Source organism: Mesorhizobium sp. ArgA1, from assembly GCF_053714375.1.
This window is the reverse complement of the sequence record NZ_JBSKBQ010000006.1, coordinates 1-17,831: the sequence shown is the minus strand read 5'-3', so window position 1 is coordinate 17,831 and position 17,831 is coordinate 1. Positions and strand designations below refer to the sequence as shown.

The 17,831-nt window shown below is 63.3% G+C and carries 22 protein-coding genes and 1 tRNA gene; 7 read left to right on the top strand and 16 right to left on the bottom strand.

Features of this window, described 5'->3' with window-relative positions; translation table 11 throughout:
* Positions 1-20 precede the first annotated feature (20 nt).
* Complete coding sequence (gene ggt / locus ACWGTI_RS15875) at positions 21-1,760, top strand: gamma-glutamyltransferase (RefSeq protein WP_454587987.1); 1,740 nt, start codon at positions 21-23, stop codon at positions 1,758-1,760.
* 22 nt (positions 1,761-1,782) lie between these two features.
* On the opposite strand, the gene ACWGTI_RS15870 is transcribed toward ggt, so the two are convergent.
* The 3 genes from ACWGTI_RS15870 to ACWGTI_RS15860 form a co-directional block, all read right to left on the bottom strand.
* Complete coding sequence (locus tag ACWGTI_RS15870) at positions 1,783-2,127, bottom strand: hypothetical protein (RefSeq protein WP_454587986.1); 345 nt, start codon at positions 2,125-2,127, stop codon at positions 1,783-1,785.
* Between the two features lie 170 nt (positions 2,128-2,297).
* Complete coding sequence (locus ACWGTI_RS15865; protein WP_454587985.1) at positions 2,298-3,647, bottom strand: sigma-54-dependent transcriptional regulator; 1,350 nt, start codon at positions 3,645-3,647, stop codon at positions 2,298-2,300.
* Positions 3,644-5,518 carry a sensor histidine kinase gene (locus ACWGTI_RS15860; RefSeq protein WP_454587984.1) on the bottom strand — a complete coding sequence of 625 codons (1,875 nt, stop codon included), beginning with the start codon at positions 5,516-5,518 and terminating at the stop codon, positions 3,644-3,646. Before ACWGTI_RS15860 ends, ACWGTI_RS15865 begins: the two co-directional genes overlap by 4 nt.
* A gap of 225 nt (positions 5,519-5,743) precedes the next feature.
* Here ACWGTI_RS15860 and ACWGTI_RS15855 point away from each other — a divergent pair, with 225 nt between their 5' ends.
* Both ACWGTI_RS15855 and ACWGTI_RS15850 read left to right on the top strand, forming a co-directional pair.
* Positions 5,744-7,078: a dicarboxylate/amino acid:cation symporter gene (locus ACWGTI_RS15855; RefSeq protein WP_454587983.1), complete on the top strand. Its 1,335-nt coding sequence runs from the start codon at positions 5,744-5,746 to the stop codon at positions 7,076-7,078.
* A gap of 129 nt (positions 7,079-7,207) precedes the next feature.
* The gene (locus tag ACWGTI_RS15850; protein WP_454587982.1) at positions 7,208-7,789 is read left to right on the top strand and encodes a histidine phosphatase family protein; all 582 of its coding nucleotides are present in this window, start codon (positions 7,208-7,210) and stop codon (positions 7,787-7,789) included.
* Between the two features lie 37 nt (positions 7,790-7,826).
* Here ACWGTI_RS15850 and ACWGTI_RS15845 read toward each other — a convergent pair whose 3' ends face one another.
* On the bottom strand, positions 7,827-8,579 hold the full coding sequence (locus tag ACWGTI_RS15845) for a pseudouridine synthase (RefSeq protein WP_454587981.1): 753 nt from the start codon (positions 8,577-8,579) through the stop codon (positions 7,827-7,829).
* 184 nt (positions 8,580-8,763) lie between these two features.
* On the opposite strand from ACWGTI_RS15845, the gene ACWGTI_RS15840 reads away from it, so the two are divergent.
* Both ACWGTI_RS15840 and ACWGTI_RS15835 read left to right on the top strand, forming a co-directional pair.
* Complete coding sequence (locus tag ACWGTI_RS15840) at positions 8,764-8,865, top strand: putative RiPP precursor (RefSeq protein ID WP_454587980.1); 102 nt, start codon at positions 8,764-8,766, stop codon at positions 8,863-8,865.
* Positions 8,866-8,892: 27 nt separating this feature from the next.
* Positions 8,893-9,102, top strand: a complete 210-nt coding sequence (locus ACWGTI_RS15835) for a DUF768 domain-containing protein (protein WP_454587979.1) — start codon at positions 8,893-8,895, stop codon at positions 9,100-9,102.
* Positions 9,103-9,160: 58 nt separating this feature from the next.
* Here the strand turns inward: ACWGTI_RS15835 and ACWGTI_RS15830 are convergent, their stop codons facing one another.
* Positions 9,161-9,619, bottom strand: a complete 459-nt coding sequence (locus ACWGTI_RS15830; protein WP_454578368.1) for a hypothetical protein — start codon at positions 9,617-9,619, stop codon at positions 9,161-9,163.
* A 167-nt stretch (positions 9,620-9,786) separates the two neighbouring features.
* Here ACWGTI_RS15830 and ACWGTI_RS15825 point away from each other — a divergent pair, with 167 nt between their 5' ends.
* On the top strand, positions 9,787-10,050 hold the full coding sequence (locus ACWGTI_RS15825; protein WP_454587978.1) for a DUF982 domain-containing protein: 264 nt from the start codon (positions 9,787-9,789) through the stop codon (positions 10,048-10,050).
* A gap of 65 nt (positions 10,051-10,115) precedes the next feature.
* Positions 10,116-10,715 (top strand): SOS response-associated peptidase, encoded by a 600-nt coding sequence (locus tag ACWGTI_RS15820; RefSeq protein ID WP_454587977.1) that lies wholly within the window; start codon positions 10,116-10,118, stop codon positions 10,713-10,715.
* A 103-nt stretch (positions 10,716-10,818) separates the two neighbouring features.
* Here ACWGTI_RS15820 and ACWGTI_RS15815 read toward each other — a convergent pair.
* The 11 genes from ACWGTI_RS15815 to ACWGTI_RS15765 all read right to left on the bottom strand — a co-directional run.
* A tRNA-Phe gene (locus ACWGTI_RS15815) sits at positions 10,819-10,894 on the bottom strand.
* Between the two features lie 340 nt (positions 10,895-11,234).
* On the bottom strand, positions 11,235-11,426 hold the full coding sequence (gene yacG, locus ACWGTI_RS15810) for a DNA gyrase inhibitor YacG (protein ID WP_142869784.1): 192 nt from the start codon (positions 11,424-11,426) through the stop codon (positions 11,235-11,237).
* A complete protein-coding gene (locus ACWGTI_RS15805) occupies positions 11,423-12,049 on the bottom strand; it encodes a Maf-like protein (RefSeq protein ID WP_454587976.1) in 627 nt (208 codons plus the stop codon). Before ACWGTI_RS15805 ends, yacG begins: the two co-directional genes overlap by 4 nt.
* A gap of 132 nt (positions 12,050-12,181) precedes the next feature.
* Positions 12,182-12,400 carry a translation initiation factor IF-1 gene (gene infA, locus ACWGTI_RS15800; protein ID WP_006329283.1) on the bottom strand — a complete coding sequence of 73 codons (219 nt, stop codon included), beginning with the start codon at positions 12,398-12,400 and terminating at the stop codon, positions 12,182-12,184.
* Positions 12,401-12,585: 185 nt separating this feature from the next.
* Positions 12,586-13,050: an arsenate-mycothiol transferase ArsC gene (locus tag ACWGTI_RS15795; RefSeq protein WP_454588172.1), complete on the bottom strand. Its 465-nt coding sequence runs from the start codon at positions 13,048-13,050 to the stop codon at positions 12,586-12,588.
* Positions 13,038-13,523: a UPF0262 family protein gene (locus tag ACWGTI_RS15790; RefSeq protein WP_454578126.1), complete on the bottom strand. Its 486-nt coding sequence runs from the start codon at positions 13,521-13,523 to the stop codon at positions 13,038-13,040. The genes ACWGTI_RS15795 and ACWGTI_RS15790 overlap by 13 nt, the downstream gene beginning before the upstream one ends.
* Before the next feature lie 6 nt (positions 13,524-13,529).
* A complete protein-coding gene (gene hisD, locus ACWGTI_RS15785; RefSeq protein WP_454587975.1) occupies positions 13,530-14,822 on the bottom strand; it encodes a histidinol dehydrogenase in 1,293 nt (430 codons plus the stop codon).
* A gap of 110 nt (positions 14,823-14,932) precedes the next feature.
* Positions 14,933-15,367 (bottom strand): DUF2948 family protein, encoded by a 435-nt coding sequence (locus ACWGTI_RS15780; protein WP_454587974.1) that lies wholly within the window; start codon positions 15,365-15,367, stop codon positions 14,933-14,935.
* A gap of 201 nt (positions 15,368-15,568) precedes the next feature.
* Complete coding sequence (gene murA, locus ACWGTI_RS15775; RefSeq protein WP_454587973.1) at positions 15,569-16,861, bottom strand: UDP-N-acetylglucosamine 1-carboxyvinyltransferase; 1,293 nt, start codon at positions 16,859-16,861, stop codon at positions 15,569-15,571.
* Between the two features lie 143 nt (positions 16,862-17,004).
* A complete protein-coding gene (locus tag ACWGTI_RS15770) occupies positions 17,005-17,223 on the bottom strand; it encodes a hypothetical protein (protein WP_454587972.1) in 219 nt (72 codons plus the stop codon).
* A 123-nt stretch (positions 17,224-17,346) separates the two neighbouring features.
* Positions 17,347-17,831 (bottom strand): ISAs1 family transposase (locus tag ACWGTI_RS15765; RefSeq protein ID WP_454587971.1); only part of this gene is annotated, 485 nt, incomplete at its 5' end.

Genomic DNA, 17,831 nt, shown 5'->3' with positions numbered 1-17,831 from the left:
CCAACGCCAGGAGCACCGCCATGCCCTTGACCCGCCGGACGCTGATTGGTGTCACCCTTTCGCTCGCAATAGCGGCGACGCCAGCCGCAGCCGTCTTCGCTGCTTCCCCGCAACCGTCCAAGGGTGAGCACGGAATGGTGGTCACCGCCCAGCATTTCGCGTCGGAAGCCGGCGTCGAGGTGCTGAAGAAGGGCGGCAACGCTGTCGATGCGGCGGTCGCCGTGGGCTATGCGCTCGCGGTCCTCTACCCTAATGCCGGCAATATCGGCGGCGGGGGGTTCATGACCATCCGCTTCAAGGACGGCAAATCGACCTTCCTCGATTTCCGCGAGCGCGCGCCGCTGGCGGCTACCAAGACCATGTATCTCGACAAGGACGGCAAGCCGGTGAAGGGCGCCAGCCTCGATGGCTATCTCGCGGTTGGTGTGCCGGGTTCCGTGGCAGGTTTCGAGATGGCGCGCGAAAAATACGGCACGCTGCCACGCCAGGATTTGATGGCGCCGGCAATTGCCTATGCCAAGGACGGCTTCGTCCTCAACCAGGGCGACGCTGCCACATTCGCAAGCAATGCCGATAGGCTGGCGAAGGACCCTGCCGCGGCCGCCATCTTCCTGAAGCCCGACGGCAAGCCCTATGGCGCCGGCGAGCGTCTCCTCCAGCCCGACCTTGCAGCCTCGCTCGCCGCCATTTCCGAAAAGGGCGCGGATGCCTTCTACAAAGGCGCCATCGCCGATGCCATCGTCAAGGCAAGTGGCGCCAAGGGCGGCATTCTCGCCAAGGCCGATTTCGAACAATATACGGTGCGCGAGCTGAAACCGGTAACCTGCACCTATCGCGGCTACGAGATCACGTCCTCGCCGCCGCCAAGCTCGGGCGGCGTCATCATCTGCGAAATCCTCAATGTGCTTGAACTCTATCCGCTGTCCTATCTCGGTGCCGGTTCGGCCGAAACGGTGCATGTCATGGTCGAGGCAATGCGGCACGCCTATGTCGACCGCAACTCGGCGCTTGGGGATCCCGATTTCGTCGACAATCCCGTCTCGAAACTGCTCGACAAGGGGTACGCCAAGGACATCCGCGACAAGATCGATCCGTTCCGGGCGGGCGTCTCACAGAACCTGATGCCGAAGGGCTTTGGCGAGTCGAAAGAGACGACGCATTACTCGATCATCGACAATGACGGCAACGCGGTCGCCGTCACCTATACGCTGAACGGCTCGTTCGGCGCCGGGGTCGTCGCCGATGGCACCGGCATCCTGCTCAACAACGAGATGGACGATTTCACCCAGAAGCCCGGCGTGCCCAACCTGTACGGCCTAGTCCAGGGCGAGGCGAATGCGATCCAGCCGAAGAAGACGCCGCTGTCGTCGATGAGCCCGACCATCGTCGCCAAGGACGGCAAGCCGTTCATGGTCATCGGCAGCCCCGGCGGCTCGCGCATCATCACCATCACGCTGGAAGCGATCGTCAACGTCATCGACCACGGCATGAACATCCAGGAGGCGATCGACGCACCGCGCATCCACCATCAGTGGCTGCCCGATACGGTCTATGTCGAACCGTTCGGCCTGTCGCCCGACACCGAAAAACTGCTGGCCGGCATGGGCTACCACCTCGATCCCGCCGTTTCGACCTGGGGGCAGGCGGCCGGCATTCTCGTCGGCGGCAAGAGCCTTGCAGAAATCGAGAAGGGCGGCGGCGCCCTCTATAACGGCGCCATCGACAGCCGCGCCGCATCCGGCGAGGCTCTGGGATACTAGATCATGGTCGAACGAAGATCGATCAAAGGACGAGTGTGAGGGTCGATCCCACCAGCATCAGTGCCGCGATGCCAACGAACAGCGCGTAGATGCGCGGCCGGTCGAGCAGCAGCGCATTGCCCGATATCCAGGCGGCGGTCGCGCCGCCGAGCGCGAACAGGAAGCCGTTGCGATGGCCGAAGGCCATGGAAGCGGCCATCAGCCCGCCAATGATCAGCGCGCCGAAGACGATGATCACGGCGACGGCGTATCTCTCGAAGTCGTTGCCGCCACCCATGGCCGGGCCGATCGCGTTCAAATTCGGCAGATCGTCCGGATCGAAGGAATTGGTCGACCCATACTCATCTTGACCGACAGGTTCTCGCATCACTCATTCTCCGCTGACCGGCAACAAATCATCAACATCTGCCGAGCGCAACCGGATCGTGCCTTGCCGAAGGCGGCCGATGCGGTGTTCAACACCTTCTGATGCCGACTTGCCACGGTTTTTTCGGGCCGGCTCAAAATTTAGCGTCCTTTCGAACCCACATGCCTGATTTACCTGGAAAAATCGCTGCGCACGATGCCATGCCGCTGCAGCTTGTCATAGAAGGTCTTGCGCGGAATGCCGAGCGCCTCGATGGTGCGCCGGACATCGCCGTCATTGCGGCCAAGTGTCTCGCGGATGACATCGGCTTCATAGCGCTCAAGCCGTTCCGGCAGTGAACCGGGATCATCCGTTTCCGCCGGGGTGGAAGGCGGCGCATGATCCACCTCCTCCAGTCCGAGCACGAAACGTTCGGCGAAATGCGCCAGTTCGCGCACATTGCCTGGCCAATCATGCTGGCTGAGATAGCGATGCACCGAGGCAGGCACGGCAGGCATTTGACGGCGGAAGCGGGCGGCGGCTCGCTCGGCGAAGTAGAAGAACAGCAGGGCGATGTCGTCGCGACGTTCGCGCAGCGGCGGGATCGAGATCGTCACCACGTTGAGCCGGTAGTAGAGGTCCTCGCGGAAGGCGCCGCGCTGGCCGGGATCGCCGAGATCGACCTTCGCGGCGGCGACGACGCGCAGGTCGACCGGCCGGATCTCATTGGTGCCGAGCGGCGTCACCTCACGCATTTCCAGCACCCTGAGCATCTGTACCTGGGTTGAAGCGGGCATGCTTTCGATCTCATCGAGGAACAGCGTGCCGCCGCTCGAATGCTCGATGCGGCCAATCCGCTTCTTCTGTGCGCCGGTGAAGGCGCCGGCCTCATGGCCGAACAATTCGCTTTCGATCACCGTGTCCGGCAGCGTGCCGCAATTCAGCGCCACGAAATTACCCTTGGCGCGCCGGCTCCAGCGATGCAGCAGGCTGGCCACCACCTCCTTGCCGGAGCCGGTCTCACCGGTCACCAGCACATCGACATCGGTGTCGGCGATTTGCCTGAGCGTGCGGCGCAGCCGCTCCATGGCCGGCGTCTGGCCGATCAGCGGCAGCCCGTCTTGCGCCTGCTCGGCGCCCTCGCGCAAGGCCCGGTTCTCCATCACCAGCCGGCGCTTTTCCGCCGCCCGCGCTACACTTTGCGCCAACCGGTCGGCGGCGAAAGGCTTGGTGATAAAGTCGTAGGCGCCATCCTTGATCGCCCTGACCGCAACCGCGATGTCGCCATGCCCGGTGACCAGGATGACCGGAATGTCGGGGTCGAGCTGCAAGACGCGGTCGAACACTTGCAAGCCATCGATGCCAGGCATTCTGATATCGGACACCACCACGCCGGGAAAATTGGCGTCGAGCCCGGCCAGCGCCTCGGCCGCCGCCGCAAAGGCAGACACCGAAAAGCCGGCAAGCTCCAGCGTCTGCCGCGTAGCTCGCAGCAATTCGCTGTCGTCATCGATCAGGATGACCGGTGCGGTGTCCATCATGCTGCCCTGGCGAGGTGAACTGTGAAGCGCGTGCCGTCTCTGCCGCTCGCGACCTCGATGCGCCCGCCATAATCGGCGACGATGTCCTGCGAGATGACGAGCCCGAGCCCGAGGCCCTTTTCCTTCGACGTGTTGAACGGCGTGAACAACGACTTGAGGATAGCGGGCGAAATGCCCGGTCCGTTGTCGGCGACGGCAAGCGCCACGCCGTCGGCCGTTTCCTGCGCCGACACCTGAACTTTGGCACCGTCGCGGCCGTCCAGCGCCTCCAGCGCATTCTGGAACAGGTTGATCAGCACCTGCTCCAGCCGCAGCCGGTTGCCCATCACCTTGAGCGTCTGCGGCGGAAGCGTGATATCAAGCGCGTCCAGCCGGCCGGCAAAGCGGCTTCGAAGCAGCACCACGGCGCCTTCGATGACGCCGCGCAATTCGACCGGTTCGGCTGCCGTGCGACCCTTGCGGGCAAAGCCCTTCAATTCCTCGGTAATGCCGCCGATACGCTCCGTCAGCGCGGCAATCGCGCCAAGATTCTCTTCTGCCGAGGCGGTTTGCTTGCGCTCCAGGAACACACGCGCATTGTCGGCATAGGCGCGGATCGTCGCCACCGGCTGGTTGATCTCATGCGCAACCCCAGCTGCAACCTGGCCGAGGGTGGCAAGTCGGTTGGCCTGCACCAGCTCCTGCTGCATGACCTGTAGCTTGGCCTCGGTGCTGCGGTGATCGGTGATCTCGGCCTGCAGCCGGTCGCGCGCCAGGCTCAAATCATGCGTCCGCTCGACGACCCGGCGTTCCAGCTCGATGCGCGCCGCCTGTTCGGCGGCAATGCGCATCTGCGCCGATTGCCGGCGCCACAGGAGATAGCCGGCCAGTGCCAGCAGCGGCACCACGACGCCCAGCGCCAGCAGCCGCATTTCACGCACCGCAGCCGCGATCGGCGCTTCTGCCGGGACGAGATAGTCGAGCCGCCATGGCGTCGATTGGACCAGTGTCGAAAGCCTGAGATATTCGGCATCGCTGCCACCCGGCGTTATCGCATGTACCATCGACACCTCAGGGCTCAATGCCTCGGGACCGGTGATCGGCAACGGGATCAGTGGCGCGTTGCCGAATTGCTGGCTGCTCCGGATGGCCGCGGCCAGCGGGCCGGCAAGGGGCGCCGTGGTCATGAAGCGCCAGGACGGCACGCTGGTGATCAGCACGACGCCGTGATCGTCGCTGACATAGGCCGGGCGGTTGGCTTCATGCCAGTCGGCTTCGAGCTGATCGAACTCCATCTTGACGACGACGACGCCGAGCGGTGCTGCCGCATTGCCGACGCGCCGCGAAATGTAGAGGCCGGGGCGCTTGCTGGTATTGCCCAGTGCGAAATATTCGGCGGTCCCGGATTGCATGGCGCCGGAGAAATAGGCGCGGAAACCATAGTCGTTGCCGACGAAGCTGGTCGCCTCGCGCCAGTTGCTGGAAGCGATCGCGAACCCGTCGACGCCGGTGACGTAAAGCACAGAAGCCTTGGTGCCTGAGACCAGCCCTTCGAGTTTGCGGTTGAGCACGTCGATCGCGACTGCGCCTTTGTTCTGCAGGGCGTCATGAACCTGCTGGTCCTCGGACAAAAGCAGCGGCAGTGCCCGCGGGCTTTCCAGCACCGCCCGTAGCAGCGCGACCTTGAGATTGGCATCGGTGCGGCCTTGCGCTGCCAGCGTTGCGACCTCGGCGCGGCGTGCATAAAGGCCGGCGCCGGTGAGCGCCGTGGCCACGATCACCAGCGCGATCGCCGCAAACAGCAGCCAGGCACGGCGCGCGCGTTTGCCGAGTTGCTCGGGCGTCGGCGACAGAACCGCGGCAGGGCGTTGCAGCATCGCCCATTTGTGCATGATTTCGCACAAAGCACAATTCGCTTATGCGGATGTCCGCACTTCCCTTCAGGCCAACGCGACGTTGGTTCTCAAAAATAGTCAATAAAATCAAGGTGTACGACCTTGCCACGCAGTTTGGCATGGCAGTTGCACTCATCCATTCAGCAGTCGCGAGGCTGCGGAGGTCAAAAACAACTTGCCCCGGGAGGTCGAGCTTTCGATCGGGGCGTCATGGAGGACGTCATGCAGCCAGCATTCGCTGCCGCCGAACCGCGCGGCAAAGTACCCTTTTATCGGCATCTTTATGTGCAGGTCCTGACGGCGATCGCCGCCGGCGTTCTGCTCGGTCATTTCTATCCCGAACTCGGTGCTTCGCTGAAGCCGCTCGGCGATGCCTTCATCAAGCTGGTCAAGATGGTGATCGCGCCGGTCATCTTCCTGACGGTGACGACCGGCATTGCCGGCGTTTCCGACCTGAAAAAGGTCGGCCGCGTCGCCGGCAAGGCGATGATTTATTTTCTCGTGTTCTCCACTTTGGCCCTGGTTGTCGGCCTGGTCGTCTCCAATATCGTCCAGCCGGGCGCCGGCATGCACATCAATGCAGCCACGCTCGATCCCTCGAAAGTCGCGACCTTCACCGAGAAGGCGCATGACACGACCATTGTCGGCTTCCTCCTCAACATCATTCCCGACACCATCACCGGCGCCTTCGCCCAGGGCGACATCCTGCAGGTGCTGTTCTTCTCGGTGCTGTTCGGCATCTCGCTCGCGCTGGTCGGTGACCGTGGCCGTCCGGTCGTCGACTTCCTGCAGGCGCTGACGTCGCCGATCTTCCGCCTCGTCGCCATCCTGATGAAGGCCGCCCCCATCGGCGCGTTCGGCGCCATGGCCTTCACCGTCGGCAAATACGGCATCGGCGCGATCGCCAATCTCGCCTTCCTGATCGGCACCTTCTACTTGACGTCGCTGCTCTTCGTGCTGGTCGTGCTTGGCGCTGTAGCATGGTACAACGGCTTCTCGGTCCTGGCGCTGATCCGCTACATCAAGGAAGAGTTGCTTCTGGTGCTCGGCACCTCGTCCTCGGAAGCCGCTCTTCCCGGCCTGATGGCCAAGATGGAGCGCGCCGGCTGCAACCGTTCGGTGGTCGGCCTGGTCATCCCGACCGGCTATTCCTTCAACCTCGACGGCACCAACATCTACATGACGCTGGCTGCCCTGTTCATCGCCCAGGCGACCGACACGCCGCTCACCTATGGCGACCAGATCCTGCTGCTGCTCGTCGCCATGCTGAGCTCCAAGGGTGCCGCCGGCATCACCGGCGCCGGCTTCATCACGCTGGCGGCAACGCTCTCTGTAGTGCCTACGGTGCCGGTCGCCGGCATGGCGCTGATCCTCGGCGTCGACCGTTTCATGTCGGAATGCCGCGCGCTGACCAACTTCGTCGGCAATGCGGTGGCGACCATCGTCGTGGCACGCTGGGAAGGTGAACTCGACCAGACCAAGTTCGTCGCCGCTATGGCCGGCACATTGTCAGAGGAGGCCGACCTGGCGCTGTCGGGCGACCTTCAGGCGGCCTGACATATCAGGCGTCCTCCCGAGCCTGTGCAGGTCGCGGCGGTTGCCGCAGCCTGTTCATTTTCCGCCGCCCTGCTTAGGGTGGCGCCGCCCGGCTCCTCCGGTGCGATCATTCAGCCTTGAGGCCCGCCGATGAGCAGTGCGTATCCCGAAACCTACCTCGTTCGCCACGGCGAGACCGAATGGAGCGCGTCGGGAAAGCACACCGGCCGCACAGACATACCGCTGACGGCGGCCGGCGAGGCGGCGGCGCGCGGTGTGGCGGACCGGCTCAAGGGCCTGTCCTTCAAGGCGGTCTGGTCGAGCCCGTCGCAGCGCGCCTTCAACACCTGCAAGCTGGCCGGGTTCGGCGCGCATGCGCTGAAGAAGCCGGACCTGCAGGAATGGGACTATGGCGCCTATGAGGGCGTGAAGACCAAAGAGATTCTGGCTGAGCGCCCCGGCTGGCAATTGTTTCGCGATGGCTGTCCCGGCGGCGAGTCTGCGGCGGATGTCGGCGCCAGGGCCGATACGATTATCGCCGGGCTGCGCGCCATCGAGGGCAACGTGCTGGTGTTTTCGAGCTCGCATTTTCTCAGGGTGCTGGCCGCGCGCTGGCTCGGCCTGCCGCCCGAAGGCGGCGCGCACTTCGTGCTCGACACCGCCAGCATCAGCATCCTCGGCTACGAGCATGATTTGACCGAGCCAGTCCTTCGCAAATGGAACCAGAAATAGGCTTCGCAGGAGCGGCAATCACTGCGGTCCGTGCCACTCAGGACGCGAGCAGCGCCAGTTCCGCTGATGTCAAATGCCGCGCCTTACCCTTGGCGAGCTCGCCGAGCTGCAAGGTGCCGATCGCTACCCGAACCAGCCTCAGCACCTCGATATCGAAGGCGCCGAGCACGCGGCGGATCTGGCGGTTGCGGCCCTCATCGAGCACGATCTCCAGCCAGGCCGTGCGGCCGCCGCTGCGCAGCACCTCGATCGAACTTGCCGTCAGCAACTCGCCATCGACGACCGCGCCTTCGCGAAACCGCGCCAGCATCACCTCGTCGGGCACGGCGCCGACCTGCACATGATAGGTCTTGGCGACATGCGACGCCGGATCGAGCAGGCCATTCGCCCAGCGCGTGTCGTTGGTCATCAGCAACAGGCCTTCACTGGCCTTGTCGAGGCGCCCGACCGGCGACACGAAAGGCAGGTCGAGCCCGGCAAGGCAGTCATAGACGGTGCCGCGCCCCTCGGGATCGTCGCGGGTGGTGACCAGCCCGCGCGGTTTGTTGATCATCAGGTAGACTTTTGCCTCGCCGACGATGTTCTCGTTGTCGACGGCAATGCGGTCCCGGCCGAGATCGACGCGCAGCGACGGATCGCGCGCCACCTTGCCGCCAACCCGCACCCGCCCTTCGGCGATCAGCAGCTCGGCCTGCTTGCGCGAACACAGGCCGAGTTTGGAAAGCGCCCGGTTCAGGCTGACGCCTGCCCTGGCGGCGCCTTGTCGGGCGATATTCGGCGGCCGTGCCATGATCCTGCTTTGCTTGTCCCAATGATAGGCATCGACAGATGCCACGCCGTGCAGTGATTTCGCAACCTGTTCTCGACAGAGGCCGAGTTCTCCTGCTCAGGGCATCGGGCCCAGCGCCCGCCATGGAACGCGACCGGGCAAAAGACGTTGTTGCTGACGTGCGATCTGTCGCGAAAGGCCCGCCATGAAGAAGAAGACCTACGAAAAGCCGACGCTGGTGAAGCGAGGCAGGCTTACCCGCGCAACGGCTCAGATCGTCGCTTCCGGGCTCATTCTGGGTGAATAGTCCCAAGACAACGGAAGGGATACGCCGATGAGCGAGCGCGGCGTTGATTTTCTGCAAGGCTGGATACACGAGCACCTGCCGGGCGAATTGCCTGCCGACAAGGCAACGGCTCGAACCCTGACCACGCTGGCAGCCTTGGATGCCCGGCATTTAGGCCTAGAGGTCAGCGAGATCGAAGAGGATTTGGGTTCGCTGGAACGGGTGATTTTCGAGGCGCTCGATCAGCCCGATACCTGAGCCCATCGCCTTCGCGGCGGTGGGCTTTTCTACGATTGCATCCCCTTTGGCGCGTAGCCTATGCGGCACGCGCCGATTGCGCTGCCCGGGCCGGCGGCAATTCGAACACAGTGGCGCCGTTCTCCTGGCCGCGTTCGACATAACCGATGACGCGGAACCATTTGGCGACGTCAGCCCGACGCAGCCAGCTGCGCGAATGGATGGGAAGGTTGCCGGCGAGCGCCTGGATATGGCGGATGTGGCGTCGGCAGAAGCGGACCGTCGCGGCGCTGAAAAAACCCTCCTGCGCGGCAAACAGCGTGTCGGCGGCGTCGCTGTTCTCATGCCAGGCGACGATCGCCACCGTCTTGTCGCCCTCGACCAGCGCGTGAGCGCGGCCTTCCTTCAAATTCATCATCAGATTGTCGTAGGCGACTTTGCTGTCCTTGCCGGCGGCAACATACTCGTCCGACATCCGCCTGGACAAATCCCGGAAAACACCTTCGAGATCGCCGATCGTAGCTGCGCGTGCTCTCATTTCTCCTCCTGCAGCCCCGGCAGGCAGTTTGCACTAGGAAGAGGCGATTACCAAGCAAATCAAATCCGCCAAACCGCAGATGCGCGCAAAGTGATTTCGGCCTGCGGCCCTGGGTGGAACCGAACTGGCTCCCCCGAATTGACTCGCGACCACGTTCGGAGGGAAACATGCAAGACCAGCATTTCGATGAGCCGGTTCGCGTGGCGCTCGGCAGGTCCAGAAACACGATCTACAAGGTGGAGCGTGTCGCGCAGGCCGCTGACATCCTCATCAACCGCTGGCCCGCGAAGACGGGCCGGTACCACGTTGCCGCCCGCAAAGCCTGCCTTGGCGTTCTCGAAGGCCTGAAAGAGGCGCACTATGCCCGGGCCGCCTTCGTCAATGCGGCAATCGAGGCCGATATCCTGGTCGAGCGCGACCGTCAGGATTGAGCGCCCACCACTTTATCATCGCCTGTTCGTTTGCCTTAGACTGACAGCCCGGTTCGGAGCCTTCCATGTGCAACGATTATGAGCAGCATATTCTCTGGGCTGAATATTGCCGGATGCTGGAGTCGTTGGCACTCGAGATTCCGGCCCACCAAACCGAACTTGACCTGCCGCAGGCGGACGACATCCACATCAATGATCCGGCTCCGATCATGCGCGCCGCCGGCGACACCGGCGTTGTTGAACTGGCTTCGATGACGTTCGGATTTCCACCGGCCGGACCAAAAGGCGGACCCGTATTCAACTTCCGCTCCGAAGGCCGGCAATTCGGGAGCAGCAAACGCTGCCTCGTTCCGGCATCCGCCTTCTTCGAGTTCACCGGCACCAAATATCCGAAGGCGAAGCATCGCTTCACCCTCAACGGCTCTCCGTTCATGGCCATCGCAGGGCTCTGGCGTGAAGCCGTAGGCAACAAGCCGCCCAGCTTCACCATGCTGACGACCGATCCTGGACCGGATATCGCGCCCTATCACAATCGGCAGGTGGTGGTCCTTCAGCCTGAGAATTGGTCCGTCTGGCTCAATTTGACGAAGTCCGAAGCCGAATTGTTGCAGCCGCTTCCGGCAGGCTCGCTGGGTGTGGAAACTGTGCGCCCCGAAAAATCATAATTCAGTTGTGCAGGCGCACCAGCACACTCCGCGGCCCGAGGTCCAGAATCCGTCTGCAGCCGCCGGCACGAGGCCAGGCATTTGATTTCTTCAGAGAAGGGAATGGTGCCCAGAGGCGGATTCGAACCACCGACACGCGGATTTTCAGTCCGCTGCTCTACCAACTGAGCTATCTGGGCCTCGCCGGCAAACGAGATATCGCTGACCGGATTTCAGGAAAGCGCCCGCTGGCGCCCCTTGAAAGCGCGTGGGTTATAGCACGGGAATCCGGCCTGTCCAGCGCCTAAGCGCCGATTTTCCAGGGCAATTGTCGCAGACAAATACCGATGCTGGCAAAGCAACAATTGCGAAGGTCGGCGCCGCCCATCATCCGCCTGCCGGCACGTGCCCTTCGCCGTCGCTTCGGGCGTTCGTCGTTCGAAAAGCCAAGCAATTGGCTTTTTTGTCCGCTGCGCGGACTTCGCCTCACCTCCGTGAACGGGGCGAAGGGATTTGGCCGCCAACACTGCCGCCCAAACCTTACTTCGGCTCGTCGCTCTCGTCCTCGTCATCGCGCGCGGTGATGACGTAGGCGCCTTTCAGCCAGCGGTTGAGGTCGATGTCCTTGCAGCGCGTCGAGCAGAAGGGGTAGGTCTCGCGCGCCGATGGCTTGCCGCACTCGGGGCAGGGGCGCTTCGGGCGCAGCGGCGTGACTTTGTCGTCCAGGCTCATGGCCGCGCCGTGTGCCAGCTGGTGTGGACCTTGAAGCCTTCTCCGGAAAGCAGCGCCACCGTCTCGTAGAGCGGCAGGCCGACGATGTTGGTGTAGGAGCCGACCAGCTTGACGACGAAGGAGCCGGCCAGGCCCTGCACGGCGTAGCCGCCAGCCTTGCCGCGCCATTCGCCCGACGCGACATAGGCATCGATCTCCTCGCGCGGCAGCCGCTTGAAGCGAACCCGGCTCTCGACCAGCCTTTGGCGCAGTTTTCCGCCCGGCGTAATCAGGCAGATGCCGGAATAGACCCGGTGCGAGCGGCCGGACAAGAGCCCAAGGCAATTGGCGGCGTCATCGAGCGTCTCGGCTTTGGGCAGGATGCGGCGGCCGACCGCGACCACCGTATCGGCAGCCAGCACGAAGCCTGGCGCATAGTCTTCCTCGCTTTTCAGCGAGGCCAGCGCCTTCTCGGCCTTTTCCTTCGACAGCCGTTTGGCCAGCGAGCGCGGATGTTCGGCGCGCAGCGGCGCTTCGTCGACATCGGCCGGCAGCACGCGGTCCGGCTCGATGCCGGCCTGCTGCAACAGCTCGATCCGGCGCGGTGAACCCGAGGCAAGCACCAGCTTCTGCAAACTGCTCATCGGAGCATGATGCCGAAAAGTGTGAAGCGGTTTTCGGACGACATCATGCTCCACTCTTTGATTTGGAGCCGGATTCAGATTTCAGGCCGACAGACCTGAAATCATCCGGATCCAGGGTTTTCCGGCAGGCTGTTACTTGAAACGGTAGGTGATGCGGCCCTTGGTCAGGTCATAGGGCGTCATCTCGACCAGGACCTTGTCGCCGGTCAGCACGCGGATGCGGTTCTTGCGCATGCGGCCGGCCGTATGGGCGATGATCTCGTGTTCGTTTTCGAGCTTCACCCTGAACATCGCGTTGGGCAACAATTCCGTCACGATACCCGGAAACTCGAGGACTTCTTCCTTCGGCATTCGATACCTTTGCTTGGATTGCAGTTCCGGCGTCCTGGAGCGCCCAGGCTGGAATTTCGGCGGAACCTATATGATAATCGTCCGCTTGTGAACACGCTTAGATCGCGTCATAAGCGACGCGACCCAAGCTTTTGTTTTATGCATGTCGTTGTCTCAAAACCGGGACCACTTTTGAGCGACATGCATCAATCCGCCGCGTTTTTTGCTTCTGGAAGCAAAAATCGTCGGCTTATCCGCGCTTTCAGCCGTTCGCGCACGTCGCGATAGGCGGCCATGATCTGCTCTCGCCTGCCGCCGGCATCGGTCGGGTCGGGCATCGGCCAGTATTCGACATCGACGGCAAGCGAGCGGGTGAGTTCGAGCGCGGCGTGATGGGCTTCCGGCGCCAGCGTGACGATCAGGTCGAAATAGTCGTCCTCGAGATCGTCCATTGAGCGTGGTTGACTCTCGCCCAGCATCAGCCCCTCTTCGGCGAGCACCGCATCGACAAACGGGTCGCGCTCGCCCCGGTGCACGCCGGCCGACGCGACAAAAGTGGCCGGTGGCAGCATGCGCCGCGCCAGCTGCTCGGCCATCGGCGAGCGCACGGCGTTCATGCCGCACAAAAACAGGATAGAGCGGGGCGCCACGGCCAGGGCTAACCCCGCCAGTGCAGCACGCAGACCAGCGTGAACAGCCGCCGCGCCGTGTCGAAGTCGATGTCGATCTTGCCGGCAAGCCGGTCCATCAGCGTCTGCGAGCCCTCATTGTGCAGGCCGCGCCGGCCCATGTCGATCGCCTCGATATGGCTCGGCGTCGACGAGCGGATGGCGTCGTAATAGCTTTCGCAGATCAAATAGTAGTCCTTGACGATGCGCCTGAGCGGCGTCAGCGACAGGATGTGGGTAACGACGGCAGCACCGTCCTCGCGGGCGACCGCGAACACCAGCCGGGATTCGGCCAGCGACAGCTTCAAGCGGTAAGGCCCGGCGCCGTCATCATTGACCGGCTGAAAGCTGTTTTCCTCGATCAGGTCGAAGATCGCCACCGCGCGCTCATGTTCGACATCGGGCGTCGAACGGCCGATCGACTCGTCGAGCTCGACATCGATCAGCCTTGCGCGAGTTTGATCGCCGTCCGCCATGGCCGCCTACATGTTCAGCCGAATGGCGACGGAGCGGCCATGCGCGTCGAGCCCTTCCGCCTTGGCCAGCGCGATCGCCGCCGGCGCAAGTGCCCTGAGCTGCTCCGGCCCGAGCTTCAGGATCGAGGTGCGCTTGACGAAATCGAGCACCGACAGTCCCGACGAGAAGCGCGCCGAGCGCGCCGTCGGCAGCACGTGGTTGGAGCCGCCGACATAGTCGCCGATGACTTCGGGCGTATGGCGTCCAAGAAACACCGCACCGGCGTTGCGCATCCTGGCCAGGAAACGCTCGGCATCGTCGATGGCAAGCTCGACATGTTCGGCGGCGATACGGTCGACCAGCGGCAGGGACGCCTCGATGGTCTCCACCAGGATCACCGCACCGAAATCGCGCCAGCTGGCGGCCGCCGTTTCAGCGCGGGGCAGGCTCTGCAACTGGCGCTCGACCGCCTGTTCGACGGCTTTGCCGAAGGCGGCATCGTCGGTGATCAGGATCGACTGCGCCGACACGTCGTGCTCGGCTTGGGCGAGCAAATCGGCAGCGATCCAGTCGGGATCGTTGGCGCCATCGGCCACCACCAGCACTTCCGACGGGCCTGCGATCATGTCGATGCCGACGGTGCCGAACACCTGGCGCTTGGCGGCGGCAACATAGGCATTGCCAGGCCCGACGATCTTGGCGACTGGCCGGATCGTCTCGGTGCCATAGGCAAGGGCGGCAATCGCCTGCGCACCGCCGACGCGGTAGATTTCCGACACGCCGGCCATGTCGGCCGCCACCAGCACCAGCGGATTGATGACCCCGCCCGGCGCCGGCACGACGATGACGATGCGCTCGACGCCGGCCACCTTAGCCGGCACCGCATTCATCAGCACCGAGCTTGGATAGCTTGCCGTGCCGCCGGGCACATAGAGCCCGACCGCCTCGATCGCCGTCCAGCGCGAACCCAGCTCGACGCCGGCGGCATCGGTATAGCGATCGTCCTTGGGCATTTGCCGTTCGTGATGGGATCGGATGCGGTCACGGGCAAATTTCAGCGCCTCGACGGTCTCCGGATCGGCCGCTTTGTAGGCCTGTGCGATGTCGTCCTTGGAGACGGCGATGCCGAGCTGGCTCAAATCGGCCTTGTCGAACTTCAAGGTATAGTCGATCAGCGCCGCGTCGCCCTCGGCACGCACCCGCGCGACAATCGCGCGCACCGCAGTGTCGACGTCCTCCGATACCTCCCGCTTGGTGGTCAGGAAGGCGGCGAAACGCTGCTCGAAACCGGCGTCGGACTGGCGGAGCGTGATGGCCATCGGCTGCGTCTAGATCATGATGAGATTGGGTTGAAATCTCACCATGATCTACCCCTTTGTTGGAGCATGATCTCTTCCAAAAACCGGTACCCACTTTTTGGGATCATGCTCTAGCCCCTGTGCACCGGACGCGAGGTGGCTTCCCAGGCGCCGCCTATGTCGGCAAGCCGCGCCTCGATGCACTCGACATCGAGCATGATGGCGCCGCCGCCGGAAAAGATTAGCTCGACGATGCCGGCCGGCTTGCTGATCTCGACAAAGCTGATTGCCAGCAGCGACAGCACCTCGGCCGGGCGGTCGCGGGCAATGCCGCTGGTCTTGGCTCCGAGCACGCGGTCGAAATGCAGAACCGCCTGGCGCCGCTCATTGTGCTGGGAAAACAGGCCGGATTTCGCTTCCCAGGCGAAGCGGTTCATGGTCAGCAGGAAACGCTTGGCCGACGGCAGATATTCGAGGTCCGAAACCTTCATCACGGCGTCCTGGACATGGGCCGAGACGATGCTCAGATCCTGGTCGTCGAGCGCAATGAGTTTGAGGGCCGCCATGCCGAATGCACACCTGAAAGTTGGTTTCAGCCTCTGTTAGGCGGTCTTTCCGGTCCGTGCAACCGCGACACAAACTCAACCCGAGGCCAGCGCCTCGGGTTTTGGGGTATCGATTGGGAATGACGACAGCACGAGCTTCGACAATTGGTCATTCCAAAACAGGAAGACCCTGTTTTGTCTGAATCGCCTGCCCTGTGGTCGTTACGCCGAAATCCGCTCGATCACCGCGCCGCAGTTGGACAGCTTTTCTTCCAGCCGCTCAAAACCGCGGTCGAGATGGTAGACGCGGTTGACCGTCGTCTCGCCTTCGGCCGCGAGGCCGGCGATGACCAGCGACACCGACGCGCGCAAATCGGTCGCCATCACCGGCGCGCCCTTCAGCTTGGCGACGCCGTCGACGATCGCCGTCTGGCCGGAAAGCGTGATGTGGGCGCCGAGACGGGCCAGTTCCTGGACGTGCATGAAGCGGTTTTCGAAAATGGTCTCGGTGATGCGCGACTTGCCCTTGGCCATGGTCATCAGGCCCATGAACTGCGCCTGCAGATCGGTCGGGAAGGCCGGGAAGGGCGCTGTCGTCACGTCGACCGGCGCAATGCCGGCGCCGTTGCGCCTGACGCGGACGCCCGAATTGGTCGGCGTGATCTCGGCGCCGGTTTGCGCAATGACGTCGAGCGCGGTCTGCAGCAGTTCGGGGCGGGCGCCTTCCAGCACCACATCGCCGCCGGTCATGGCAACCGCCATGGCATAGGTGCCGGTCTCGATGCGGTCGGGGATGACGCGCACGCGCGCGCCCGACAGCGATTCGACGCCATCGATGGTGATCGTCGGCGTGCCGGCGCCGGAGATCTTGGCGCCCATGGCGTTGAGGCATTCCGCGAGGTTGACGATCTCGGGCTCGCAGGCGGCGTTTTCCAGCACCGTCTCGCCCTTGGCGAGCGCCGCCGCCATCATCAGGACATGGGTGGCGCCGACGGAGACTTTCGGGAAGACGTAGCGGTTGCCGACGAGGCGGCCGTTCCTGGTCTTGGCCAGGACATAGCCGGTGTCGACATCGATGTCGGCGCCCAGCGCCTGCAGGCCTTCGAGGAACAGATCGACCGGGCGTGTGCCGATGGCGCAACCGCCGGGAAGTGACACTTTGGCCTCGCCCATGCGGGCCAGCAGCGGGCCGATCACCCAGAACGATGCCCGCATCTTCGACACCAACTCGTAAGGCGCGGTCGTGTCGACGATGTTGCGGGCCGAGAAATTGATGGTGCGCGAATAGCCCTCATTCTGCTTTTCGCGGCGGCCGTTGACCGAATAGTCGACGCCGTGGTTGCCAAGGATGCGGATCAACTGCTCGACATCGGCCAGATGCGGCACGTTTTCCAGTGTCAGCGTGTCGTCGGTGAGCAGCGACGCGATCATCAGCGGCAGGGCTGCGTTTTTCGCGCCCGAAATCGGAATGCTTCCGGCGAGCTTGTTGCCGCCGACAATTCTGATGCGATCCATGAGAGAATGTCCCCTCGGCCCGAAAGGCCGGTTTTCGTCAGTTTGAGTATCGGCCCGTCTAGACCATTGGCCGGCTTGGTTCAAGAAATAGGATTTCTGAGCGCCTTTGGCCAAAGGTGGCGGCCCAGTGTGGCCGATATCGGTCAGTCCTTGTGCATTTTTTCAGCAGCCGCCAGCCCTTCCAGCCGCTTGTCGGCATCGCCGGCGCGCTGGCTGTCAGCGTCGCCGGTGCGCCGCGAACGCGCCTGCGACTTGCGCTTCATGAGATTGGCGCGCAACTGCTCTGCCAGCCGGTCCTTGCGATTGGTCCCGCCCTTTTTTGCTTGATCGACCTTTTGTGCTGGAATTGTCGTGTCGTTCATTGTCCCGTCCCATCCGGCCACCAGCCGGCTCGCCGTTCAGGGATAGCTAGCATTGTGGCGTCGGCTTGTCAGCGAAACTTGTCTGGCAAAGCCTTTCACCAGGGGAATCGGGTGAGTTAATTTTCACGAGATGAGGCTGACGAGAAAGTCCTCGTTCCATCCGGCCTTCAATCGTTTGTTGGTCATGGACAGTTTGGCTGGATGACGGCGCAACAGGTTGAGAGCGATATGTTTGATAGTGGTGAAGTTGGCCGGGGCATGTTCGGTGCGGACCCGGCATTCGTCGTCTCGGAAGAGGCAGTCCATCAGCCAGTGCATGCTCTCGACCGCCCAATGGCGGCGGACAACGTCAGCAAGCCTGTCGGCCGTGCCGGTTGACGAGGTGATGTAGAAGCGCCTTTCACGCTCGATCTTGGCGTCGATCTCACGCTCGCTCTCGACCATGATCACGGCCTTCAATCCGGGCCAGTTGTGGCGCTGCTGGAGCCAGCCGATGTCATGGAAGACGGTGGTTCGGCGGGTCTCGATGCGGCCGTGATCGCCATCGACCGTCTTGTCCTGGCTGACCGTGGTATCCTTGAACTTCTTGACTTTCTGCTCGTTGGCGA